Here is a 21,711-nt window from a genome sequence, read left to right on the forward strand (position 1 = left end):
TGTTTTATGCCGTTAACCGATCAACACCGCTTTGGCATGCAATTGGCCCAGATGTCCCGTGGCTGGCGTGCCGAACTGGACCGCCGACTGGCGGGCTTGGGCTTGTCCCAGGCGCGCTGGCTGGTGCTGTTGCACCTGGCCCGTTTCGAAGAAGCACCGACCCAGCGTGAGCTGGCGCAAAGCGTTGGCGTCGAAGGACCGACCCTGGCCCGTTTGCTCGACAGCCTGGAAAGCCAGGGCCTGGTGCAACGCCAGGCAGTGCTGGAAGACCGTCGGGCGAAGAAAATCGTGCTCTGCGCCCCGGCGCGTCCCCTGATCGAACAAATTGAAACCATTGCCACGCAACTGCGTCACGAACTGTTCGAAGGCGTCGATGAGGCGGATTTGAAGGTGTGCATGCGGGTTCACGGGTACATCCTGGGCAACCTTGAAAAGTCTTGAGGCATAACCGAACGCCAGGCTTCTGAGAGACCGCATTGGGCAGACTATAAGAACTACTCGGCAATATCGTGTTCGTAACGGATGTACGAACCCGTGCGGATGGTTTCTGTAGATCTCAAGGATGCTCATGCTCAAGTGTTGGCGATTGGTTTTACGCGGCGGTTCTCAGTGGTTGCTGGCCGGGGCCGCTGTCACTTACTCGGCATGGGCGCCTGCGTTGGGCCTGGGTGAAATCACCCTGCATTCGGCGCTGAATCAACCGCTGCGTGCCGACATCGCACTCGTGGATGCCGCTGGCGTGGAGGAAAACCAGCTGTCGGTGAGCCTGGCAACGGCGGACGAGTTCAGCCGTGTCGGGGTCGACCGGGTATTTTTCCTCAACAACCTGAAGTTCACCCCGGTCCTGCGCGGCAATCGCAGCGTGATCCAGGTGACCTCCAGCAAACCGGTGAGTGAACCCTTCCTGAATTTCCTCGTGCAGCTCAATCAGCCTAATGGACGATTGCTGCGCGAGTACACGGTTCTGATCGATCCGCCGGGTGCGCCAGGGGTTGTTCCGGCCAGCGATGAAGCGGTATCCAGCTCCCCGGCGTCCGCATTTCCCCGTGTTCAACCGGTCGTGGTGCCGTCACCCGTGGCCAAGGTACCGCCAGAAACGGACGTCGCCGTGGTTGATCCCGCTGTCGAGCAACTGGCTGCCAGTGCCCTGCAAAACCACCAGTTGCAAACCACTCTCGATGAGCTCAACGCGAAGCTTCAAGACCAGGATGAACTGATCGTCGGCCAGAAAAAACAGTTGGCCGAGCTGCAAACCCAACTGGCGGAACTCAAGAAGGTAAAGGCGCAACCCATTGCATCCGAAGCCGTGGCGCCAGCCCCCGCCAGTGCTGAAAATCCCGGGATTGGCTGGCTGCCGATTGCCGGTGCGTCGGCGCTGATAGCGTTGCTGGCGCTGGGCTGGTTTGTTCGCCGCCAGCAACATCAAGCCACAGCGTCAGAGGCCCAGCCGTCGCAGGATGAACCGCTGGCTGAGCTCTTTGCCGAGCCAATGGTGTGGCCCTCCGTCATGCAACCATCCACTGTGCATCGCGACGGGGTGCTGTCCAACGATGAGCTTGAGCGGGTTGATAGCGGTCATTCCATCCCGGTCGCTGCTGCCACTGACGATGAGTACCGGCTCAACCTGGAGGAGCTGTCCATGGCGTCGAGTTGGGACGAGATCAGCCCAAGCGGGAACCCGCAGCCGACGGTTCTGGCCATGATCGAGCCTGCGTTCGAGTTGGAAACGCAAGCCGCTCCGCCGTCTCGACAGCCACCGGTCGGGCTATCATAGCGGCGTCGTCAAACTCTGGAGTCAGGCCCCATCATGACCGTCAGCAAACCTGAAATCATCATCACCTATTGCACACAATGCCAATGGCTGTTGCGTGCGGCCTGGCTGGCCCAGGAACTGCTCAGCACCTTTGGTGATGACCTGGGCAAAGTTTCCCTGGTGCCGGGCACCGGCGGGGTCTTTCATATTTACTGTGACGCCGTGCAGATCTGGGAGCGCAAGGCGGACGGTGGCTTCCCCGAGGCCAAAGTACTCAAGCAGCGGGTCCGCGACCAGATCGACCCGGACCGCGACCTGGGGCACAACGACCGCACTCAGTGAGACGCGGCTTCGGCTGCAACGGCCTTCTTGCTTGTACCGCTTGAGAACCGGCTGGACACTACAATCGCCACAATGATCAGCGCGCCCCCCAACAACATGCGCAGGGTCGGGTTTTCGTTGAACAGCAGCCAGGCGACGGTGATGCCGTAGACCGGCTCCAGGGCGAACACCACGGCGGCAGTGCGTGCCTTGATCACCGCGAGGCTGGCGACGAACAGGCTGTGGGCGACACCGGTACAGAACACACCGAGCAGGCCGATCCACAGCCAGTCGATGGCGCGCACTTCACTCAATTGAGGCGCCGCCACCGGCAGCAGGCACAGGGCAACCACCACGTTCTGGCACAGCGCCGCCTGTACCGGCGGGACTCGCCCGGAGCTGGCACGGTTGGTCAGTGACAGCAGGGCGAACAACAATCCGGAACCCACGGCCCACAGCAGGCCGGTGGTGGCGCCGCTGGCCAGGTCAAAATCAGGCGTGACCAGCACCAGGCCGACACTCACCAGCAGCACCAGCACAATTTCATTGGCGCGAATGCGCTCGCGGAAGATCAACCCTTCGAGGATCACGGTAAAGGCCGGGAAGCTGGCGAAACCAAGCGTCGCAATCGCCACGCCTGCGACCTTCACTGCAATGAAGAAGCTCACCCAGTGTCCGGCCAGCAACAAGCCGCTGAGCAGCAGTCGACGCCAGTCCACTGCCTCGAGTTTCTGCCAGCGCGTCTGGCTGGCGAACCGTGCAAAAAACGCCAGCGCGAGCACGGCAAAGGCGGCACGGCCGAACACGATGATCGCCGGGGACGCTGCAGCCAGTTTGCCGAATACGCCGGTCAGGCCGAACATCAATGCGCCTATATGCAAGGCGCCAAGGGCGGTACGGGGAGTCATTGCAATCCTTAACGACAAACGAACAGAGGCCTCATTGAAGCGCGTAATGGCCCATCAAGTCTGTCGGCAAACTCGCGTTATTTGTCGCCAGCCTCGCGCCGCAGTTTTCCGGGCGATGCCCCGAACTCGCGCAGCACCGCCGCCGCGAAGGCACTCTGGGAGCTGTAGCCGACGCGGCTGGCAATCTCGCCGATGGGCAGCGCCGAATTGCGCAGCAAGCCCACCGCGATGTGCAGGCGTCGGCTGCGGATGTAGTCCATCGGCGTTTGCCCGCACTCGGCCACGAACCGTGCATGCAAACGGGCACTGGAAAGGCCGGCGATCCGGGCCAGGTCGGCCACTTGCAACGGGTATGCTGCGTACTGATCGATGTGTGCGTTCAGCGCCGCATAGGGCAGGCGCCGACCGCCGACGGCCTCGGGCCTGGCGTTGTTGAGACTGGCCAGCAACAGCACTGCGCCTTGTTGAGCGATCAGCGGATCATCGACCGGACTGTTCGCCAGCCAACTGACCAATTGGCTTTGCCCGGCGTCCAGGGGCAGGCGACCGGCGTTGTCGAGCAGGAGTCGGCTGGACTCGGCGTGATCGCCCAACGACTGGGCTACCCATTGTTCGCTGGGCACATCCAGTACCAGGCAGCGGCTGCCATTGGCGCTGCCACACGCGTGATGCGCTCCGGAGGGCACCACCACGAAACTCTGTTGGACCACCTGGCTGCCACGGCCGTCGACCTCGAAATCCAGGGCGCCCGAGAGCCCGAACACCAGTTGCGCGTGTTCGTGGCTGTGGACGATCAGGTCGTGGCTGTATTGGCGAAGCGTGAGGATCGGTCTCATCGCGGGTCTCCCGGTTCAGGGCGTCAGTCTACACCTAGCGGGCCTACAAGCGCTGTCACAGAACTGACTTGGCGCTGTCATGGACCATTAACCGGCTCGGGGCAGACTTGGCAAAACTTGCCAGAGGGTTGCCCATGACCAGCGCCGAGCTCGCCAAACCCACCCGTAAGCAACGCGTACGGACTTTATGGATTTCCGACGTGCATTTGGGCACCCGGGATTGCCAGGCTGAACACCTGTCGCAGTTTCTCAAGGGCTACCACGCGGACAAGATCTACCTGGTCGGCGACATCATCGACGGTTGGAAACTGCGCGGCGGCATGTACTGGCCGCAAGCGCACACCAACGTCATCCGGCGCCTGCTGACCATGAGCAAGCGTGGCACCGAGGTGATCTACGTCACCGGCAACCACGACGAATTCCTGCGCCGCTATTCGAAGCTGATCCTGGGCAACATCCAGTTGGTCGACGAAGCCGTGCACGTCACCGCCGACGGCCGGCATCTGCTGGTGATCCATGGCGACCAGTTCGATGTGATCACCCGTTACCATCGCTGGCTGGCGTTTCTCGGTGACTCGGCCTACGAATTCACCCTGACCCTCAACCGCTGGCTCAATCATTGGCGCGCGCGATATGGCTACGGCTACTGGTCGCTGTCGGCCTACCTCAAGCACAAGGTGAAAACTGCGGTCAGCTTCATCAGCGACTTCGAAGAAGCCATCGCCCATGAATGCGTCAAGCGCGAGCTGCACGGGGTGGTGTGCGGGCACATTCACCATGCCGAGATTCGCAAGGTCGGCGAGGTGGACTACCTCAATTGCGGCGACTGGGTGGAATCGTGCACCGCGCTGATCGAGCACTGGGATGGCACGATCGAGTTGTATCGCCTGGCGGATGCCCAGGCGCGTGAGGCGCAGTTGAAGGCGGCCAAGGTTGCTGAGCTGGCCTGAAAACAACTGCGCCTGTGTGGGCCTCATCGCGAGCAGGCTCGCTCCTACAGTAGATTTGTAGTGGACACAGAATCTGTGGACGCCGCAAAACCTGTAGGAGCGAGCCTGCTCGCGATGGACCGCGCAGCGGTCCCGAAATGACTCACGCCGGAGCCTGTTCTTCCATCGCCGCCTTGTAGATCGAGTCCCTGGGGTGCGCAAACAAGCGCTCCATCATCGGCTCGAAAAAGCTCAACGGCAGCGTGTCGTACGCCGGGTCAAACGCCGCAGCATCGTATTTTGCGCAGAATTCGATGGTCGCCTGGTACTGCGGATGGTCCTGGAATTGTTCACGCAGATGCCGGTCCATGCCCAGGTGATGGAAGAAGTAGTAGCCCTGGAAAATCCCGTGCTTTTCCACCATCCACAAGTTCTCGGCGCTGACGAACGGCTTGAGGATCGCCGCCGCGATGTCCGGGTGATTGTAGGTACCCAGGGTGTCGCCGATATCGTGGAGCAGGGCGCAGACCACGTACTCTTCATCGCGGCCATCACGCCAGGCGCGGGTGGCGGTTTGCAGGGAGTGGGTCAGGCGATCCACCGGGAACCCGCCAAAATCCCCCTCCAGCAACTTCAGGTGCGCCACAATCCGTGCAGGCAATTGTCTTGCGTAGACACTGAAGTCCGCGGCGATGATCGCCCAGTCTTCCTGAGTGCCGTCCTTCATGTGGGTGAAGCGGGCATTGGCATTCATCGGCAACTCTCTTGTGACGCAAGTCAGCTAGAACGGAACGCGCCCCAGAACCATGTCCCGGTACATGACAAAATCGCCGAGCAGGCTATAGAAGGGGTGTTGGAACGTTGCCGGGCGGTTCTTCTCGAAGAAGAAATGTCCGACCCAGGCAAAGCTGTAGCCCGCCAGTGGCAGGGCCCACAACAGCATCCAGGCTCCGCGACCAATGGTCAGCGTCAGAATCAAGATAACCAGGGTCGTGCCGATAAAGTGTAAACGGCGGCAGGTACTGTTGCTGTGCTCACTGAGGTAGTAAGGATAGAACTCAGCGAAGCTGTTGAATCGTTTGACGTTTTCCACGACAGCGATCTCTGTGGTTATTGTTCTTGCTGCAAGTTGTTCTGCGGGTAGCTTATTTGAGTCTAGAGTGATCATTGGCATCAGCCACTGACAATAGGCGCCACTTTAGTATCCTTCGGTCAATAGCCGTAGCACGCGGCCACCATGTAAGAAAACGCCATGAGCGAACGAACGACTTCTGCAAGCTGGGCGATGGGGATTGTCAAAGCGCTGGAGATGGACGGTCTGGATTGCCGCGCTCTGTTCAAACAGCTGGGCCTCGACTACGCGGCACTGGATGATCCGGACGCACGCTTCCCGCAAGATTCCATGACACGGCTGTGGCAGCGTGCGGTCGATCTGTCCGGCAACCCGGCCATCGGCCTGAACATGGGCAAGGTGGTGCGACCGGCGCAGTTTCATGTGACCGGTTACGCCTTGATGTCCAGCCAGACTTTGGCCGAAGGCTTTCAGCGTCTGGTGCGCTATCAACGGATCATCGCCGAAAGTGCCGACCTGAGTTTCCAGTTGCTGGAAGAAGGCTACGCGCTGATTCTGACAGTGCATGGCGATCATCTGCCGCCGACCCGGCAAAGCGCCGAAGCTTCACTGGCCTGTGCCCTGGCGCTATGCAGCTGGTTGACCGGGCGTACATTGCAGCCACGCAAAGTGTTGCTGCAAGGCGCCGAGCCGGCCAACCCGGAACCCTATAGACAAGCCTTCCATGCACCGCTGGTGTTCAACGCGCCTTACGATGCGCTGATTTTCGAACGTGCCGATATGGAAGCCCCACTGCCGACGGCCAACGAGGCCATGGCGTTGCTGCATGACCGCTTCGCCGGCGAGTACCTGGCGCGCTTTTCCGAAAACCGCGTGACCCACAAGGCGCGGCAGGTGTTGTGCCGCCTGCTGCCCCAAGGCGAGCCCAAGCGCGACACCGTGGCGCAGACGCTGCATCTTTCCCAGCGCACCTTGCAACGGCGCTTGCAGGAAGAGGGCACGAGTTTTCAGGCGCTGCTGGACGATACCCGACGCGAGCTGGCCGAGCAGTACCTGGCGCAACCGAACATGACCTTGCTGGAAATTGCCTACTTGCTGGGGTTTGCCGATCCGAGCAACTTCTTCCGTGCTTTCCGCCGCTGGTTCGATGCCACGCCCGGCGAGTACCGGATGCGGCTGATGCAAACATCCGAAGCGGTCAATGACGCCAAAATGCCGGAATACAAAGCACAAACACCGTAATGATCTCCAATCGGCCCAGCAGCATGCCGAACGAGAGAATCCACTTGGCGGCATCCGGCAGGGTGGCGAAGTTGCCCGCCGGGCCGATGGTTTCGCCGAGCCCCGGGCCGACGCCGGACACGGTACTGGCCGCGCCGGTGAGGGCGGTCATCCAGTCCACGCCGAGTAGCGACAGCAGCAGCGCAATCACGCAGATGGTGATTGCAAAGAAAAACGAAAAGGTCAGGATCGACCGCACGATCTCTTCGTCGAGGCGGTGACCGTTGTACTTCTGCTTGATCACGGCGCGCGGGTGAATCAGCTGGTTAAGGTTGGCCTTGAGCAGGATATAGGCCACCTGGAAGCGGAAAATCTTGATACCGCCCGCGGTCGAGCCGGAGCAACCGCCGACAAACCCCAGATAGAAGAACAGCATCAGCGAGAAATTGCCCCACAAGCTGTAGTCCCCCAACGCGAAACCGGTCGTCGTCACCACTGACGTCACGTTCAGCGCCACATGCCGCAACGCCTCCAGCCAATGCAGCTGGGTGGTCCACCAGTACCAGGTGCCGAGCACCAGCCAGGTCACCAACAGCATGCCGAGCAGGCCTTGAACCTGTTCATCCTTGATCAGCGCCCGACGGTTACCACGCAACATGGCGACATACAGCGTGAACGGCAGGGCACCGAGAATCATGATGACGATCGCGACCCAATGCACCGCCGGTTGCGGCCACTTGGCCAAAGACTGGTCGGAGGTGGAGAAACCACCGGTGGAAATCGCCGACATCGCATGGTTGATGGCGTCGAACAGGCTCATCCCGGCCCACCAGAACGCCAGGCTGCCGACAATGGTGATGCCGACGTAGGTCGCAACGATCAGCCGCGCCACCATGTGCGAACGGGGCATGACTTTTTCCGAACGGTCCGACGATTCGGTCTGGAACAGCCGCATGCCACCGATGCGCAACAGCGGGAGAATCGCCACCGCCATGCCGATGAAGCCGATGCCGCCGAGCCAGTGCAGCAACGAGCGCCACATCAGGATGCCGGGGGACATGGTGTCCAGGCCGCTGAGCACGGTCGAGCCGGTGGCGGTGATGCCGGACATGCTTTCGAAGAATGAATCGGTGTAGCTGATGTGCTGGGTCAGCAGGAACGGCAGCGCGGCGAAGATGCACACCACCAGCCAACTGCTGACGGTCAGCAGGTACATGTCCCGGGGGCGCAGGTGAATGTGTTCGGGGCGCCCCGGAATCACGAGTGCCAAACCGGCGACAAAGGTGATCATGCTGGCCCAGAGGAACGACGGCAGGTCGCTGGTGCGGTCGAAAATGACCAGCGTGGCCATGGGCACGACCATGGAGATCGCCAGCGTGATCAGGAAGATGCCGATGATGAAACCAATGATCCGTAAGGTCGGCAACGCCATGAGGTCCGCTCGGCTGATAGTGGAAAGGGCGCCATTCTACCTGCGAGGCAGGGCATGTAAACCGGCACTGCTGCGGCAGTTACCGCTAGAATAGCCGCACAAATTTTTCAGGAGGTGGCCGATGCAGGCTCTCGACGCTTTGCTCAACCGTGTTTCCGTTCCACGACTGATTGACCCTGCACCCACTGCCGAGCAGCGCGAGGTGCTGTTTGGCGCCGCCATGCGCGCCCCGGATCACGGTCACTTGCAGCCTTGGCGCTTCCTGACGGTGGAAGGCGCGGCGCGTGAGCAAATGGGCGAGTTGCTGGCCGAAGCGGCGAAACTTTCGGACAGCGAAGTCAGCGAAGCGGCCATCGACAAGGCGCGCAGTGGTCCGCTGCGGGCACCGTTGGTGGTGGTGGTGATCGCTCGCGTGCAGGATCACGTCAAATATCCGAAGTCCGAGCAGTTGCTGGCGGCGGGCTGTGCGGCCCACGGGATTTTGCTCGCGGCCTACGCGCAGGGCATTGGCGCGGTGTGGCGTACCGGTGACCTGGCATACTCGGCCCATGTGGCCAAGGGTTTGGGTTTGGCGGAGGGGGAAGAGGTGATTGCTTTCCTGTATCTGGGCACGCCGCAGAAAGAACCTCGAGTGGCCGAGAAGGTTGATCTCGCCGAATTCGTCAGTGCCTGGCCCGGTAAAGCCTGACACCGCAAAACCTGTGGGAGCGAGCTGTGTAGTTCAAACCGGGGTCAGGGCTGTACGGCAGCCCCCGGCAACAACGGCAATTCCAGGCTGGCAATGAACCCGCCTTCCGGGTGATTGGCCAGCACCAGGCTGCCGCCATGTCGCTCCGCCGCGCGCCGGGCGATGGCCAGGCCCAGGCCGTGTCCGGCCGCGGTCTGCCCCGGTGCCCGATAGAACGGCTCACCGAGCTGGCTCAAATATTCGGCACTGACCCCCGGTCCATGATCGCGCACGGTCACGACGATCCGCTCCCCCTGACGCAGCGCCTGCATTTCGATCGGCAGGCCGCCCACCGGATTGAAACGTTGGGCGTTGCGCAGCAGGTTGTCCACGGCGCGTTCGATCATGGTCGGCCAGCCCTTCAGATTCAGTTGCGATTCGGCCTCGAGGTGGACCAGTTGCTCGGGTGAACCGAGTTGCGCATCCTTTTGCAGGGTATTGAGCAAGGCGTTCAGGTCCACCTCTTCGGCACTGGCGTTATCGGAGTCGACCCGCGCCAGTACGAGGATTTCGCTGATCAGCGCTTCCAGTCGGTCGCACTCGCGGGTCAGGCGCGGCCAGAGTTGTTCCCGTTCTTGCGGGGTGGCCCGTTCGGCCAGTGCCAGCGCGATACGCAGGCGGGCGAGGGGCGAGCGCAGTTCGTGGGACACATCCCGCAGCAGTTGCCGCTGACTGCCAATCAGGCTTTGCAGGCGCGCGCCCATGCGGTTGAAATCGTTGGCCAGGACGCCGAACTCATCGCGCCGGTTCGCCAGCTTGACCAGGCTGTTCTGTTGATACGTGGTTTGTCCCAGGTCATGCACCGCTCCGCGCAGACGGCTGAGCGGGCGAGTGATGGAAAAGGTCACCAGCAGGCTGAACAGGGTTAGCACCACCAGGGCGATCCCCAGGGCACTGAGCGGCCAGAGCAGGCTCTCGCGGTGCCAGGCGTCCAGTTCCGGGTGTGGAATGCGGTAGATGAACAGGAAGGTGTCACCGGTTTTTTCGCTGGTGAACTCATCGGTCAGACGCCGCCATGGCAGGCGCCGGTCCTCGTTGTTCTGTCGCGCCTCAAAGGCCGCCGCACGTTTCGGGAAGGTGCCGCGCACCACCGGATCGCCGCTTTCGTTAAGCACCTGAACGTCGATGTGATACTGGCGTTTGCGTTGTTGGAGTATGTCCTGGGCGGCGTCTTCGCCCTGGCTTTCGTAGGTTTGCGTCCACTCTTCGGCTAGTGTGTTGAGGCCCGGATGGCGGCTGAGAATCCAGGCGTCCTGGTTGAGCATGTGCCCGAGCAGGATGGAAAGCCCTGCAACCAGAGCGATGGCCAGCCAGAAGCTGGCCAGGATACGCCAGAACAATGAACGCACGGAAAATCCTCAAACAAACGTCAATCCATGTGGGAGCGGGCCTGTGGCGAGGGGGCTTGCCCCCGTTCGGCTGCGAAGCAGTCGTAAACCCGTTACATGCGGTTTAACGTTGAAATGCCGGGGCCGCTTCGCGACCCAACGGGGGCAAGCCCCCTCGCCACACAAGCCCGCTCCCACATTAAATCGGGTGGTGCCAGACCCAGCGGTGCTAGGCCGCTGGGTCCGGGGTTAGTGCATTATTGCGCCTTTTGCGGTTGTTGCGCTTTCCAGGCCTTGAATTCGGCCCACTCGGCGCGACGTTCAGCCTGTTTTTTCTGGATCTCGTCGAATTTCTTCTGTTGATCCGGTTTCAGCAAGGCGCGCACGTCCGCTTCAGCTTTCTTGTGGTTGGCGGCCATCTCGTCCTTCATGGCTTTCTGGTCGGCTGGCGAGAGCTTCTCCAGATACTTCTCGACCAGTTGCTTACGCTCGTGCATCTGTTCGCCCATGATCTTGCGGATCTGCTCGCGCTGTTCGCGGCTCAGGTCCAGTTCACTGTACGGGCCTTTGCCGTGCATGCCGTGCATCTGACCGCCGTGGCGCGAACCGTCCATCGACCCATCCATAGGGCCTGAGCCTTCAGGCATGGCCATGGCAACGGTCGGCAGGGCAGCAGCGAACATCAGAGCGATAAGAGTCTTGCGCATGGTGTATCTCCTTGTCTCGTTCCCGGTACGTTCCGGATGAGTACAGGTTACGCAGATCAAGGTCAGCGGCGGTCAGCGGAGGGTAAAGCTTGGGTAAAGACGACTTCCCGCCGACCTGACAAACCCTACAGGGATCAGAGGCTGTAGTAGTAGCCGCGGCTGCGCAGGGCCACGATGCGCGGTCGGCCATCGGGGTGTGGGCCGATCTTCTTGCGCAGGTTGCTGACGTGCATGTCCAGGCTGCGGTCGTACAGAGTCAGCTTGCGGCCGAGGGCGATCTGCGCCAGTTCTTGTTTGTCCAGGGGTTCGCCGGGTTGCTTGAGCAGGGCTTCGAGCAGGCGGCTTTCGGAGACGGTGAGGGTGAATTCCTGTTCGTCGATGCTGACCACGCCACGCACCGGGCTGAAACACAGGTCGCCCAGTTCCATCTGGCTGGACACCGCCGTCGGGTGGCTACGCCGCAGGACTGCGCGCAGGCGGGCGGTCAGTTCCCGTGGATCGCAGGGTTTGGCCAGGTAATCGTCGGCGCCGAGTTCCAGGCCGAGGATACGGTCCAGCGGTTCGCCCCGGGCCGAGAGCATCAGCACCGGCAAATCCGGGTGATCGCTGCGCAACTGCTTGAGCAACTCCAGGCCGCTGCCATCGGGTAGCATCACATCCAGCACCACGGCCGCCGGGGCGGTTTCGGCCAGTGCACGGCGTGCGCTCTTGCCGTCGTGACAGGCACGAACCTGAAACCCTTCCTGGCACAGCCAGCTGCTCAGGAGCTCACACAGCTCCTGGTCATCATCAATAAGTAACAGCTCGCTCATGACTCACTCAATTTAGCCATTGTCGACGTTTTCGACTTGCTCCACTGGCGAAGATACCGCAGAGCAGAGCCAATAGCGCTACCCCGGCGCCAATGACGAACCATTGTTGCTGGTCGGTCAGCAGGCGCGGCAGGGGACTGCTGGCCTGGGCTTCCTTGAGTTGCAGCTTCAAGCGCTGGTTCTCCTGGCGCAACCGGGCCAGCAGTGGGCTTTCGCGTTCGCCGTCGGCAGTTTGCAATTGCTTGTTCAGTTCTTCCCGTTGCCGTTCGCTTTCTTTCAAGCGTTGCTGCAGCACGGTGATCTGGCTGCCGGCGCTCAAGGAAAGCGGCGTCGAGTTGCCACCCTCGGCGTATTCTTCACCGTGGGCGGGCGCCACGATCGACAACGTGACCAACATCAGGCACAACGGACCCTTGCGCATGGCGACTCCTGGTTCCAATACGAGTATTGGGAGGTTGTCGGCCGGCAAACGAGAATAATGAGCGATTGAGAACGCGATGAACCGATATGGTTCACCGCGTCGGGGCAGTGAAAGAAGAAAGTTACGGCAGGACTTGCTTGAACGGCTTGACCAGAACGTTGGCGTAGACGCCTGCGGCGATGTACGGATCGGCGTCGGCCCAGGCCTGGGCGGCACTCAGGGAATCGAATTCGGCGACGATCAGGCTGCCGCTGAAACCCGCAGCGCCTGGATCATTGCTGTCGATCGCCGGGTGTGGACCGGCCAATACGATGCGACCTTCGCCCTTGAGCACTTGCAGGCGCTCCAGGTGTGCAGGCCGTGCGGCCAGGCGGGCTTCCAGGGAGTTGGCGACGTCTGTGGCAATGATTGCGTAAAGCATGTCAGTCCTCGGTTTTTGGCGTTGTGGTGTCGGCATCGTGCAGATGGCGGGACAGGTAGATGCCCTGGCCGACCAGGAACAGCAAAGTCATGCCCAGGCTGCCGAACACCTTGAAGTCGACCCAGTAGCTCTGGAAGGTGAACGCGACAAACAGGTTGGCGGCACCGCAAAACAGGAAGAAGACGATCCAGGCGATGTTCAGGCGCGTCCAGACCGGCTCCGGCAGGGTCAGCGCGTGGCCCATGATGCGTTTGATCAGCAGGCTGTCACCGACGAAGTGGCTGCCGATGAACGCCAGGGCGAACAGCCAGTTGACCACCGGGGCTTTCCACTTCAGGAACGTCTCGCTGTGGAACGCCAGGGTCAGGCTGCCGAAGACCAGACAGGCGATCAGGGTCAGCCACTGGCTCTTCTCCAGCTTGCGCTGCTTGATGAACAGTGTGCCGTAGACCACCAGGGAACTGACGATCAGCATCGCGGTGGCGCTGTAAATACCGCCTACAGTGAACTCATGACCGGCGATGTCGACGACCCGTGGATCGATTTTGAAGACGATGAAAAACAGCAGGAGCGGGATGAAATCGATGAATTGTTTCACAGTGGCAGCCAGAAGCAGGATGTGGCGGCATAATAACAAACATATGGGCGCGCGATAGCGCCAGCTGATTTGAGGTTACAAAGCCCTGTGAATGTTGATTTGCACTGCCATAGCACGGCCTCCGATGGCGCCCTGGCGCCTGCGGTTCTGGTGGCGCGGGCGTTCGAGAAAGGCGTGCGAGTCCTGGCCTTGACCGATCACGACACCCTCGAGGGCCTCGACGAGGCCCGGCACGCGGCTACCGCGCTGGGGATGCAACTGGTCAACGGCGTCGAATTGTCCTGCACCTGGGGTGGTGCGACCATTCATGTCCTGGGCTACGGTTTTGACGTGAGTGCAGCGCCGTTGGTCGAGGCTATCGCCAGATTGCATGATGGCCGTTGGCTACGCTCCGAAGAAATCAGCCGCAAACTGGCGCTCAAAGGCATGCCGGGGGCGCTGGATGGCGCCCGGGGGATCCAGCAGGAGCTGGGCGACAGCGGTAACGCGCCGGCACGCCCGCATTTCGCCGACTGGATGGTGCGTGAAGGTTTCGTAAAGGACCGCGCCGAAGCGTTTCGCAAATGGCTGGGCGCCGGCAAACTGGGCGACGTCAAGCAACACTGGCCGACCCTGGAGGAAACTGTCGAAACCCTGCGCGCGGCCAAGGCCTGGGTCAGCCTGGCACACCCATGGCACTATGAATTCACGCGCAGCAAGCGACGTCGTCTGATTGCCGACTATATTCAAGCAGGGGGCCACGCCATCGAAGTGGTCAATGGTTACCAGCCTGCCGAGCAAGTGGGCAGCCTGGCCATTCTGGCCCGCGAGTTCGGTCTGCTGGTCAGCGCCGGCAGTGATTTTCATGGCCCTGGAGGCTGGTCAGAGATCGGTGAATACCGGCCACTCCCGGAGGATCTGCCGCCGCTATGGTGTCGATTCAAACATGACCCAGTTATTGCCGCCGTCTGAACAGGTAGAGAATGTGAGTCAATTTTTCCAGATTCATCCGGAAAACCCGCAAGCGCGCCTGATCAAACAGGCAGTCGAAATCATCCGCAAGGGCGGGGTGGTGATTTATCCCACGGACTCTTCCTACGCCATAGGTTGCCAGATCGGCGACAAGGTGGCCGTGGAGCGCGTTCGGCGCCTGCGGCAGCTGGATGAAAAGCACAACTTCGCGCTGATCTGCAGCGACCTGTCGCAACTTGGCCTGTTCGCCAAGATCGACACCGGCACGTTCCGCATTCTCAAGGCCCATCTGCCGGGGCCCTATACCTTCATCCTCAACGCTACGCGCGAAGTGCCGCGGTTGTTGTTGCACCCGAAGAAACGCACCATCGGCCTGCGCGTGCCGAGCCACCCGATTGCCCTGGCGTTGCTGGCTGAACTGGGTGAGCCGTTGATGAGCGTGACCCTGATCATGCCCGGCGATGAAGACCCGTTGAGCGACCCGCACGAAATGCGCCAGTTGCTCGAACACCAGGTCGATCTGATCATCGACGGCGGTTTCGGCGGGATCAAGGCGTCCACGGTGATCAGCCTCGCCGACGGCGAGCCGGAAGTGATTCGCGTTGGTTGCGGCGACCCTGCGCCGTTCATGGTCGAGGCCTAGATGTCCGCAGTAGAACCCGTCGACAGTCAGGCCGGAGCCCAGCAAGAACTGCCCTTCGCCATGGTCTATGGCCAGGCGGTCATGGAAATGCCGCTGGACCTGTACATCCCGCCGGATGCCCTCGAGGTCTTCCTCGAAGCCTTCGAAGGGCCCCTCGACCTGCTGCTGTATCTGATCCGTAAACAGAACATCAACATCCTCGACATCCCGGTGGCGGAAATCACTCGCCAGTACATGGGCTACGTCGAATTGATGCAGTCGGTACGCCTGGAACTGGCCGCCGAATACCTGGTGATGGCCGCGATGCTGGCCGAGATCAAGTCGCGGATGCTGCTGCCACGGGCCGAAACCGTCGAAGACGAAGAGGACGACCCGCGCGCCGAACTGATCCGCCGCTTGCAGGAGTACGAACGCTTCAAGGCTGCCGCCGAAGGCATCGATGGCCTGAGTCGCGTCGGCCGTGATGTGGTGGTGCCCAAGCTTGACGCTCCGGAAGCCCGGGCACGCAAGCTGCTGCCGGACGTGCGCTTGTCAGAGCTGCTGTTGTCCATGGCCGAGGTCTTGCGCCGTGGCGACATGTTCGAAAGCCATCAGGTCAGCCGCGAAGCGCTGTCGACCCGCGAGCGCATGAGCGATGTGCTGGAACGCCTCAAGGGCGGCGGTTTCGTGCCGTTTGTCGAGCTTTTCACCGCAGAAGAAGGGCGCCTGGGGGTGGTGGTGACCTTCATGGCGATCCTTGAACTGGTCAAGGAATCCCTGGTCGAGCTGGTGCAGAATGAGCCATTTGCCGCGATCCATGTGCGAGCCCGAGCCGAATAACGAGTCGAAACATGAACCTGACTGAACCCCGTGATCTGGCACCCTTGCTTGAAGCCTTTCTGTTGGCCTCGGGAAAGCCGCAATCTTTGGAAAGCCTGTTCGAACTCTTCGAGGAAGGCGAGCGCCCGGAACCGCCGGTCTTCAAGAAGGCCCTGACGATTCTCGCCAAGTCCTGCGATGGTCGTGCGTTTGAACTCAAGGAAGTGGCCTCGGGGTATCGCCTGCAAATTCGCGAGAAGTTTGCGCCGTGGGTCGGGCGTCTGTGGGAAGAGCGCCCGCAGCGTTACTCCCGGGCCATGCTGGAAACCATGGCGCTGATTGCCTATCGCCAGCCGATCACCCGTGGCGAAATCGAAGACGTGCGGGGCGTGGCGGTCAACAGCAACATCGTCAAGACCTTGATGGAGCGCGAGTGGATCCGCATCGTCGGCTACCGCGACGTACCCGGCAAACCGGCGATGTTCGCCACCACCAAGGCGTTCCTCGATCACTTCAACCTGAAGAACCTCGATGACCTGCCGCCGCTGGCGGAACTGCGCGAGCTGGAACCGGATCCGGTGCTCGAATTCGACGACGCCCCCGTACCCGCCGGGCTGCAAGAGTTGGCCGACGCCAGCGCCGAGCCGGAAGAGCCCAAGGAAGAGACCAGTTTCCACACGCTGTTGCTGGAACTGGACAGCATGGAAGAAGGGATCAAGACCGACTTCGACGACTTGTTGCGTGATGGGGCGTCGCCTGAATTCGATCCGGAGCAGTCGGTCGTCGAGCCAGAAGTCGAAGCGGCACAGCCCGAGCCTGAACCGGAAGGTGAGCCAGAGCCCGAGATCGAGCCGGAGCAGGACGACGACATCCTCGGCGTTGCCGAAGCCCGGGAAAAACTCCTGGCCGCCGTGGCTGCGCTTGAGCAGCCAAAGCCTGAGCCTGAACTGAGCGACGAAGAAGCCGAAGCATTGGCCCTGGCCGAAGCGATCGAGGCCGAACGCCGCGAATTCGAAGACTGACGCAAACCCTGTGGGAGCGAGCTTGCTCGCGATGACGGCAGCACATTCAACATTAAAGTGACTGATAAACCGCTATCGCGAGCAAGCTCGCTCCCACAGGGACTTGTACTTGCCGGAAGACCTTGTGTCACCGGCCAGCGGAAAAACAAATAACCTTGCCTTGATCAGCTAGTCTCTGATGCGCAAACGCCCTCATGCGCGTATGATTCGCGACCCTTCGGCGATCCCTTCGCCCAAGTACCCAGTTTTCAGACCACACCGGGAGGTGCCCAGATGAGTATCAAAGACCAGCAAGACGACCAGCCAATCGGCCCAGCAGGCGAAAAACTGCAGAAAGTCCTCGCCCGTATCGGCGTCGGCTCGCGCCGTGACGTGGAAGCCTGGATCAGCCACGGCCGCATCAAGGTCAACGGCAAAGACGCCACCCTTGGCCAGCGCGTCGACATGCACGACGCCATCACCATCGATGGCAAGGTGATCAAGCGCGAAGAAGCCGCCGAGTCGGTGCGCCGCGTGATCATGTACAACAAGCCCGACGGCGAGATCTGTACCCGTGTCGACCCGGAAGGCCGTCCGACCGTGTTCGACAAGATGCCGCGCCCTAAAGAGGGTCGCTGGATCAACATCGGTCGCCTGGACATCAACACCACCGGTCTGCTGATGTTCACCACTGACGGTGAGCTGGCCAACCGCCTGATGCACCCTTCCTACGAAATGGACCGTGAATACGCGGTACGTGTGCGTGGCGAAGTCGATGACGAGATGATCGAGCGTCTGAAAGCCGGTGTTGTCCTCGAAGACGGCCCGGCCAAGTTCACGGACATCAAGCAGGCACCTGGTGGTGAAGGTTTCAACCACTGGTACCACTGCGTGGTGATGGAAGGTCGTAACCGCGAAGTTCGTCGCCTGTGGGAGTCCCAGGGCCTGGTGGTCAGCCGTCTGAAGCGCGTGCGTTTCGGCCCGGTGTTCCTCAACTCCGACCTGCCGATGGGCCGCTGGCGCGAAATGAGCCAGTACGAAGTCGACATCCTGAGTGCCGAGGTCGGCTTGACGCCGGTCGCGATGCCGCAGATGAACGCCAAGAGCAAAGACAAGCTTGACCGGATGCAGCGCAAGTCGTCGCGTCCGATGGCCAAGACCGAGCGCGTTCGTACCCTGCGTCCAGCCACTGGGACAGCCGCCGCACCTGCCGCGCCGCGTGCCAGCCGCGAGCCGCAGATCGAAGGCGAGCGTCCAGGGCGCAAGCCTGTTGCCCGTCAGGACGGCGAACGCGGTCCACGCACGCCACGTCCGGCCAATGGCCGTACCGAGCGTGGCGAAGGTCGTGGTACGCCGGTAGCCGATCGCCCGGCCGACACCAAGCGCCCGGCCAAGCCTGCGCCTAAGCGTCCGGGGATCAAGCTGGTCGACGGCGACACGCCATCGGGCAAGCGCCGTGGCGCACCGGCCGGTTCCGGCCAGCGTCCGGGCTTTGGTCGTCGCAAGCCGGAGTGAGGCAGCGGTAAGCTTCGAGCTGCAAACTGCAAGTAAAACGCCAACCATCGGGTTGGCGTTTTTTTTTGCAGTCCCTGTCAAAAGCGGTCAGTGAAACAGGCCCGCTACTCTCTCCATAAATGGGGCATTTCACCCACCCAATCGGGGGTTTACCACCTAATTTGAGGAATCTTCCCTTCCTCACCTTTCTCTCTCTTGAAACACTCAAAAACAGCCTGTTAATTCATTTGAACTTTTTCTTCGCTTTATTGAAATGGCTCATTAGTTGCACCACCCCAAGGTACTCGCAACCGCTGTCGTCCCGGACATCATGGAGACGGCGGGGCCTGCCGGATTCGGCATGACGCGAGGGTGAAAAATGAAACGTGCGACACCAACATGCAGCTCCATCGCCTCCTATGAGGAGTTCCTATGAGTTCCATGATCAAGATTGGCATCGTTGATGATCACCCGCTGTTAAGGGATGGGGTCACAATGGCGCTGAAGAAAGTCGCTGACTTTCAGGTGGTCGAGCAGGGGGCGTCTGCGGAGGATGCCCTGGAAATTGCCGCTCGTTTTGCTCCGGATGTTTTGCTGATGGATGTAAATATGCCGGGCGATAGCTTTGCTGCCGTGCGAGCGATCTCAGCTTCTTCGCCGACAGTTAAAGTTTTGATGCTGACGGTGTCCGAGTCCATCGAGGATGCCTATTCCGCCCTCGAGGCGGGTGCGCAGGGATATGTGCTGAAGGGCATAAGCGGTCGTGAGCTTGTGCAAGCCATCAGAAATGTTGCCGGTGGTGAAACCTTCATTACACCCAAGCTTGCCAGCAAGCTGTTGAGCAATTTCGGAAAGCACGCGGCTGATAAGCAAAAGATCGAGCTGACCCATCGCGAAGAACAAGTTATCCGGGAAGTATCGAAGGGCCTGACAAACCGCGAGGTTGCTATCAAGCTTGAGCTCTGCGAGAAGACCATCAAGCACTACATGACGAATGTCATGTACAAGCTACGCGTTCGTAACCGGACGCAGGCAGTCGCAGCAGTGAGACGGCATTGGGAGAGTGACCATATACCTGGCTTATGTGGTGTTCTTCAACGCCGTGACTTGAATGACAGCGGTAAGACAAGTAGCGGGCGATAAGCGCTTGCGGTTACTTGAGTGCAACGCTCATTCTGGCACGGGTGATCAGATTTTGAACTGCGCCCTGGCTTTGGTTCCGGCATGGGGCGCCGATTCAATGATGAATATTCCGCCGAGGGATTCGACGCGATAGCGCATGCCGATAAGGCCCAGACGAGTTCTACCTCGACTTGGCACACTTGGTTTTTCGGTTGAAATACCCACTCCCGCATCTTCGACTTGCACTTCCAGTAGTCCTTCGCAATGAGAGGCGCTGAGCTTTTGGCCTTTTCCACCGGCGTGAATATAGGCATTGTTCAATGCTTCCTGGGCGAAGCGGTAAATACAAATTTTATGCGCTATCGGTACATCGTCTGGAAGCGTATCAAGCTCCAGTTCTACTCGCGTCTCGGTTCGCTCTTCGTGCCGCTCGGCAAGCAATACCAGCGCATCGTGCAGGGTCAGGTCATTGACTTCCGGAAGAGCCAGGCCGAGTGATATTTCCCGCACTTCGTTTAAAGCATCCTCGCCGGCGCGCCTGATCATTTCGAGGACTTCTCCATCCGAGGCTCCTTGCGAATCTTCGAGCTCTTCAAGGCGAAGGAGAATAAGTGACAACAGCTGGGCAGGACCATCATGAAGATCTGCCCCGATCCGCCGAAGAGTGAGTTCATTGATTCTGGAAAACTCGCGATTGGCTGTAGTGACTTTGTGCTGAAGGGCGGCATTGTTCGAGTGCAACTTTGCTTGCTCATCCATTCGCCATTCAAGTACTGTTTCATGCTGCTTTATTATCTTGTCATCGCGCCGAACGATAAAAAATAACAACAAAAGCATGGCTGTCGTTGCTGTACCGACAATCGCCCATACTTTCTTGCGAACATTATTGATTTCGCGCTGTAACGCTTCCGCTGTTTCGTAGAACTCTCCAACCGCAACAATCTTTCCAGTACCTGTTTCGCGCAGGGGAGCAAAAATTTCATAGAGCGGAATATTCAGGCTTCGCTCGAAAGCGTCCTCCGTATCATCCTCAAAATCATTGTCCAGTTCTGTATAGATCTTGCCCGTCAGCGCCTGTGAGATCTCTTCTGTCGGAAAAGTTTTCTGGACTGTGGATTTGTCGGCGCTGTAGACAATCGTGCCGTCTGGAAGCCAGATTTTTACCGAGACTACATGTGTACTCAGCGAGGTGTTGGACAGCAGGTGATCAATGGCCTGAATGGTTCCATTGGGGAGTTCTTTGGCAGTGGTCAGTCCCTGGACGAAAGGTTCGAGAAAGTTCTGCATATAACGCGCACCGGTCTCTGCCGCCGTTTGAATCGTTGCATCTTCGATACTTTGGCTTACGAGGTTTCCAACGAACGTCATGGTCAAGCCCAGAATGATTGTGGCGCAGATTACGAACTGGGTTGAGCGGCTTGAATGGCGCAGTTTCGCACGGGTGCTCTGTCTCCCGGGGGCTGCGCCACTGGACGTTTGGCCAGCCTCTGATCCGACCAAGGTCTGACCCGGTTCTTCGACCAAAGTCTCAGAATTTGATTGGGCTTTTGTCTCTGTACACATCCGGGTAGCCCCTCAATACTCATTTTCAATGGAGTGTAAAGCTTGCGTTGGAGGTTGAAGGCGGGAGGCGCGATGAATAGTTTAAAAAGATTCTCAATCCATCTGGATAATCGCTATTTCCGGCAACAACAGCTGTCGGTTATTTCCAATAGTGTGGTCGGCCATTCGCACCCTGGCACTCAAGTCAAACTCGGCTCACTTGAAATTTCTGTTGAGAAAACGCTCCAGTACAACGGTGCGGGTGTACCACTCAATCAGAACCAAACCTATGGTTCCAAGGGTTTCCTGACTCCGCCACCGAGCGTGCGGAGCCGGTCTCCAATACATACTAGTCAATTCGTAGTCGATACCAGTTTTCTCAAGGATAAAAGGCTTGTTGACGAAGCCGCATGGACGCAGAACCGTGCCATCACCCCTCAGGAAGTCCCGGAATATGCCGATCTTCACGCGCATATTCCGGCCAATACCTCTGTTCTCTGGATGTGTGGCATCTGTGACAAGCCCCCAATGTCTGAGAGAACACCATGTACAAATGCATAGAGCCCCGATACGTGACGGGGCCGTTGGTAAGTTGCACCTTCCATTCGACCTGGGTTCATGGGCCTTCGCCTCCTTGAGGCGCAATACCTGCCTGTAAGTACGGTTGTCATGGG

The 21,711-nt window shown here is 60.0% G+C and carries 25 protein-coding genes; 13 read left to right on the top strand and 12 right to left on the bottom strand.

From position 1 onward, the window contains the following. The first annotated feature begins 6 nt into the window (after positions 1 to 6). The 3 genes from AABM52_RS07415 to AABM52_RS07425 all read left to right on the top strand — a co-directional run bounded on the left by AABM52_RS07415 (position 7) and on the right by AABM52_RS07425 (position 2,095). On the top strand, positions 7 to 441 hold the full coding sequence (locus AABM52_RS07415) for a MarR family transcriptional regulator (RefSeq protein ID WP_347911134.1): 435 nt from the start codon (positions 7 to 9) through the stop codon (positions 439 to 441). Between the two features lie 127 nt (positions 442 to 568). Further along, positions 569 to 1,774 (top strand): hypothetical protein, encoded by a 1,206-nt coding sequence (locus AABM52_RS07420; protein ID WP_347911135.1) that lies wholly within the window; start codon positions 569 to 571, stop codon positions 1,772 to 1,774. A gap of 33 nt (positions 1,775 to 1,807) precedes the next feature. Next, on the top strand, positions 1,808 to 2,095 hold the full coding sequence (locus AABM52_RS07425; protein ID WP_056721456.1) for a SelT/SelW/SelH family protein: 288 nt from the start codon (positions 1,808 to 1,810) through the stop codon (positions 2,093 to 2,095). Here AABM52_RS07425 and AABM52_RS07430 read toward each other — a convergent pair. Together AABM52_RS07430 and AABM52_RS07435 are read right to left on the bottom strand one after the other, a co-directional pair. Continuing rightward, a complete protein-coding gene (locus AABM52_RS07430) occupies positions 2,089 to 2,982 on the bottom strand; it encodes a DMT family transporter (protein ID WP_056721458.1) in 894 nt (297 codons plus the stop codon). The two genes, AABM52_RS07425 and AABM52_RS07430, sit on opposite strands and share 7 nt — an antisense overlap. 77 nt (positions 2,983 to 3,059) lie before the next feature. Continuing rightward, positions 3,060 to 3,818, bottom strand: a complete 759-nt coding sequence (locus AABM52_RS07435; protein WP_347911136.1) for an AraC family transcriptional regulator — start codon at positions 3,816 to 3,818, stop codon at positions 3,060 to 3,062. Positions 3,819 to 3,952: 134 nt separating this feature from the next. Here AABM52_RS07435 and AABM52_RS07440 point away from each other — a divergent pair, with 134 nt between their 5' ends. Then, positions 3,953 to 4,768 (top strand): UDP-2,3-diacylglucosamine diphosphatase, encoded by an 816-nt coding sequence (locus tag AABM52_RS07440; protein ID WP_347911137.1) that lies wholly within the window; start codon positions 3,953 to 3,955, stop codon positions 4,766 to 4,768. 142 nt (positions 4,769 to 4,910) lie between these two features. Here the strand turns inward: AABM52_RS07440 and AABM52_RS07445 are convergent, their stop codons facing one another. Together AABM52_RS07445 and AABM52_RS07450 are read right to left on the bottom strand one after the other, a co-directional pair. Next, positions 4,911 to 5,501 carry a phosphohydrolase gene (locus AABM52_RS07445; protein WP_347911138.1) on the bottom strand — a complete coding sequence of 197 codons (591 nt, stop codon included), beginning with the start codon at positions 5,499 to 5,501 and terminating at the stop codon, positions 4,911 to 4,913. 27 nt (positions 5,502 to 5,528) lie between these two features. Further along, entirely contained in the window at positions 5,529 to 5,840 is a 312-nt protein-coding gene (locus AABM52_RS07450; protein ID WP_008051185.1) for a DUF962 domain-containing protein, read from the bottom strand. A gap of 159 nt (positions 5,841 to 5,999) precedes the next feature. Between AABM52_RS07450 and AABM52_RS07455 the strand changes: the two genes are divergently transcribed. Further along, positions 6,000 to 7,061 (top strand): AraC family transcriptional regulator, encoded by a 1,062-nt coding sequence (locus AABM52_RS07455; RefSeq protein ID WP_347911139.1) that lies wholly within the window; start codon positions 6,000 to 6,002, stop codon positions 7,059 to 7,061. Here the strand turns inward: AABM52_RS07455 and AABM52_RS07460 are convergent. Continuing rightward, positions 7,018 to 8,472: a TrkH family potassium uptake protein gene (locus AABM52_RS07460; RefSeq protein ID WP_347911140.1), complete on the bottom strand. Its 1,455-nt coding sequence runs from the start codon at positions 8,470 to 8,472 to the stop codon at positions 7,018 to 7,020. The two genes, AABM52_RS07455 and AABM52_RS07460, sit on opposite strands and share 44 nt — an antisense overlap. A gap of 121 nt (positions 8,473 to 8,593) precedes the next feature. Between AABM52_RS07460 and AABM52_RS07465 the strand changes: the two genes are divergently transcribed. Beyond that, positions 8,594 to 9,160, top strand: a complete 567-nt coding sequence (locus AABM52_RS07465; protein ID WP_347911141.1) for an NAD(P)H nitroreductase — start codon at positions 8,594 to 8,596, stop codon at positions 9,158 to 9,160. A 44-nt stretch (positions 9,161 to 9,204) separates the two neighbouring features. On the opposite strand, the gene AABM52_RS07470 is transcribed toward AABM52_RS07465, so the two are convergent. From AABM52_RS07470 to AABM52_RS07495, 6 genes are all read right to left on the bottom strand, one after another. Further along, on the bottom strand, positions 9,205 to 10,548 hold the full coding sequence (locus AABM52_RS07470; RefSeq protein ID WP_347911142.1) for a HAMP domain-containing sensor histidine kinase: 1,344 nt from the start codon (positions 10,546 to 10,548) through the stop codon (positions 9,205 to 9,207). Between the two features lie 236 nt (positions 10,549 to 10,784). Beyond that, the gene (locus AABM52_RS07475; RefSeq protein WP_347911143.1) at positions 10,785 to 11,234 is read right to left on the bottom strand and encodes an LTXXQ domain protein; all 450 of its coding nucleotides are present in this window, start codon (positions 11,232 to 11,234) and stop codon (positions 10,785 to 10,787) included. 134 nt (positions 11,235 to 11,368) lie between these two features. Further along, positions 11,369 to 12,046, bottom strand: a complete 678-nt coding sequence (locus AABM52_RS07480) for a response regulator transcription factor (RefSeq protein WP_347911144.1) — start codon at positions 12,044 to 12,046, stop codon at positions 11,369 to 11,371. A gap of 7 nt (positions 12,047 to 12,053) precedes the next feature. Beyond that, positions 12,054 to 12,467, bottom strand: coding sequence for a translation initiation factor 2 (locus AABM52_RS07485; protein ID WP_347911145.1), 414 nt, complete (start codon positions 12,465 to 12,467; stop codon positions 12,054 to 12,056). Between the two features lie 121 nt (positions 12,468 to 12,588). Continuing rightward, complete coding sequence (locus AABM52_RS07490) at positions 12,589 to 12,888, bottom strand: YciI family protein (protein ID WP_056721480.1); 300 nt, start codon at positions 12,886 to 12,888, stop codon at positions 12,589 to 12,591. Position 12,889: 1 nt separating this feature from the next. Then, entirely contained in the window at positions 12,890 to 13,486 is a 597-nt protein-coding gene (locus AABM52_RS07495; RefSeq protein WP_347911146.1) for a septation protein A, read from the bottom strand. Between the two features lie 87 nt (positions 13,487 to 13,573). Here AABM52_RS07495 and AABM52_RS07500 point away from each other — a divergent pair, with 87 nt between their 5' ends. The 6 genes from AABM52_RS07500 to AABM52_RS07525 all read left to right on the top strand — a co-directional run bounded on the left by AABM52_RS07500 (position 13,574) and on the right by AABM52_RS07525 (position 19,516). Then, positions 13,574 to 14,437: a PHP domain-containing protein gene (locus AABM52_RS07500; protein WP_347911147.1), complete on the top strand. Its 864-nt coding sequence runs from the start codon at positions 13,574 to 13,576 to the stop codon at positions 14,435 to 14,437. Positions 14,438 to 14,450: 13 nt separating this feature from the next. After that, positions 14,451 to 15,080, top strand: a complete 630-nt coding sequence (locus AABM52_RS07505) for an L-threonylcarbamoyladenylate synthase (RefSeq protein WP_032829738.1) — start codon at positions 14,451 to 14,453, stop codon at positions 15,078 to 15,080. 60 nt (positions 15,081 to 15,140) lie between these two features. Further along, positions 15,141 to 15,899: a ScpA family protein gene (locus tag AABM52_RS07510; protein WP_173862173.1), complete on the top strand. Its 759-nt coding sequence runs from the start codon at positions 15,141 to 15,143 to the stop codon at positions 15,897 to 15,899. Between the two features lie 11 nt (positions 15,900 to 15,910). Further along, entirely contained in the window at positions 15,911 to 16,900 is a 990-nt protein-coding gene (gene scpB, locus AABM52_RS07515) for an SMC-Scp complex subunit ScpB (protein WP_347911148.1), read from the top strand. Between the two features lie 273 nt (positions 16,901 to 17,173). Continuing rightward, on the top strand, positions 17,174 to 18,394 hold the full coding sequence (rluB, locus tag AABM52_RS07520) for a 23S rRNA pseudouridine(2605) synthase RluB (RefSeq protein ID WP_347911149.1): 1,221 nt from the start codon (positions 17,174 to 17,176) through the stop codon (positions 18,392 to 18,394). A 411-nt stretch (positions 18,395 to 18,805) separates the two neighbouring features. Then, positions 18,806 to 19,516, top strand: coding sequence for a response regulator transcription factor (locus tag AABM52_RS07525; RefSeq protein ID WP_347911150.1), 711 nt, complete (start codon positions 18,806 to 18,808; stop codon positions 19,514 to 19,516). 45 nt (positions 19,517 to 19,561) lie between these two features. Here AABM52_RS07525 and AABM52_RS07530 read toward each other — a convergent pair whose 3' ends face one another. After that, positions 19,562 to 21,058, bottom strand: a complete 1,497-nt coding sequence (locus AABM52_RS07530; RefSeq protein ID WP_347911151.1) for a histidine kinase — start codon at positions 21,056 to 21,058, stop codon at positions 19,562 to 19,564. Positions 21,059 to 21,130: 72 nt separating this feature from the next. On the opposite strand from AABM52_RS07530, the gene AABM52_RS07535 reads away from it, so the two are divergent. Beyond that, positions 21,131 to 21,598 (top strand): hypothetical protein, encoded by a 468-nt coding sequence (locus AABM52_RS07535; protein WP_347911152.1) that lies wholly within the window; start codon positions 21,131 to 21,133, stop codon positions 21,596 to 21,598. Positions 21,599 to 21,711 lie beyond the last annotated feature (113 nt).

Source organism: Pseudomonas grandcourensis (assembly GCF_039909015.1).
Classification (GTDB): Bacteria; Pseudomonadota; Gammaproteobacteria; order Pseudomonadales; family Pseudomonadaceae; genus Aquipseudomonas; species Aquipseudomonas grandcourensis.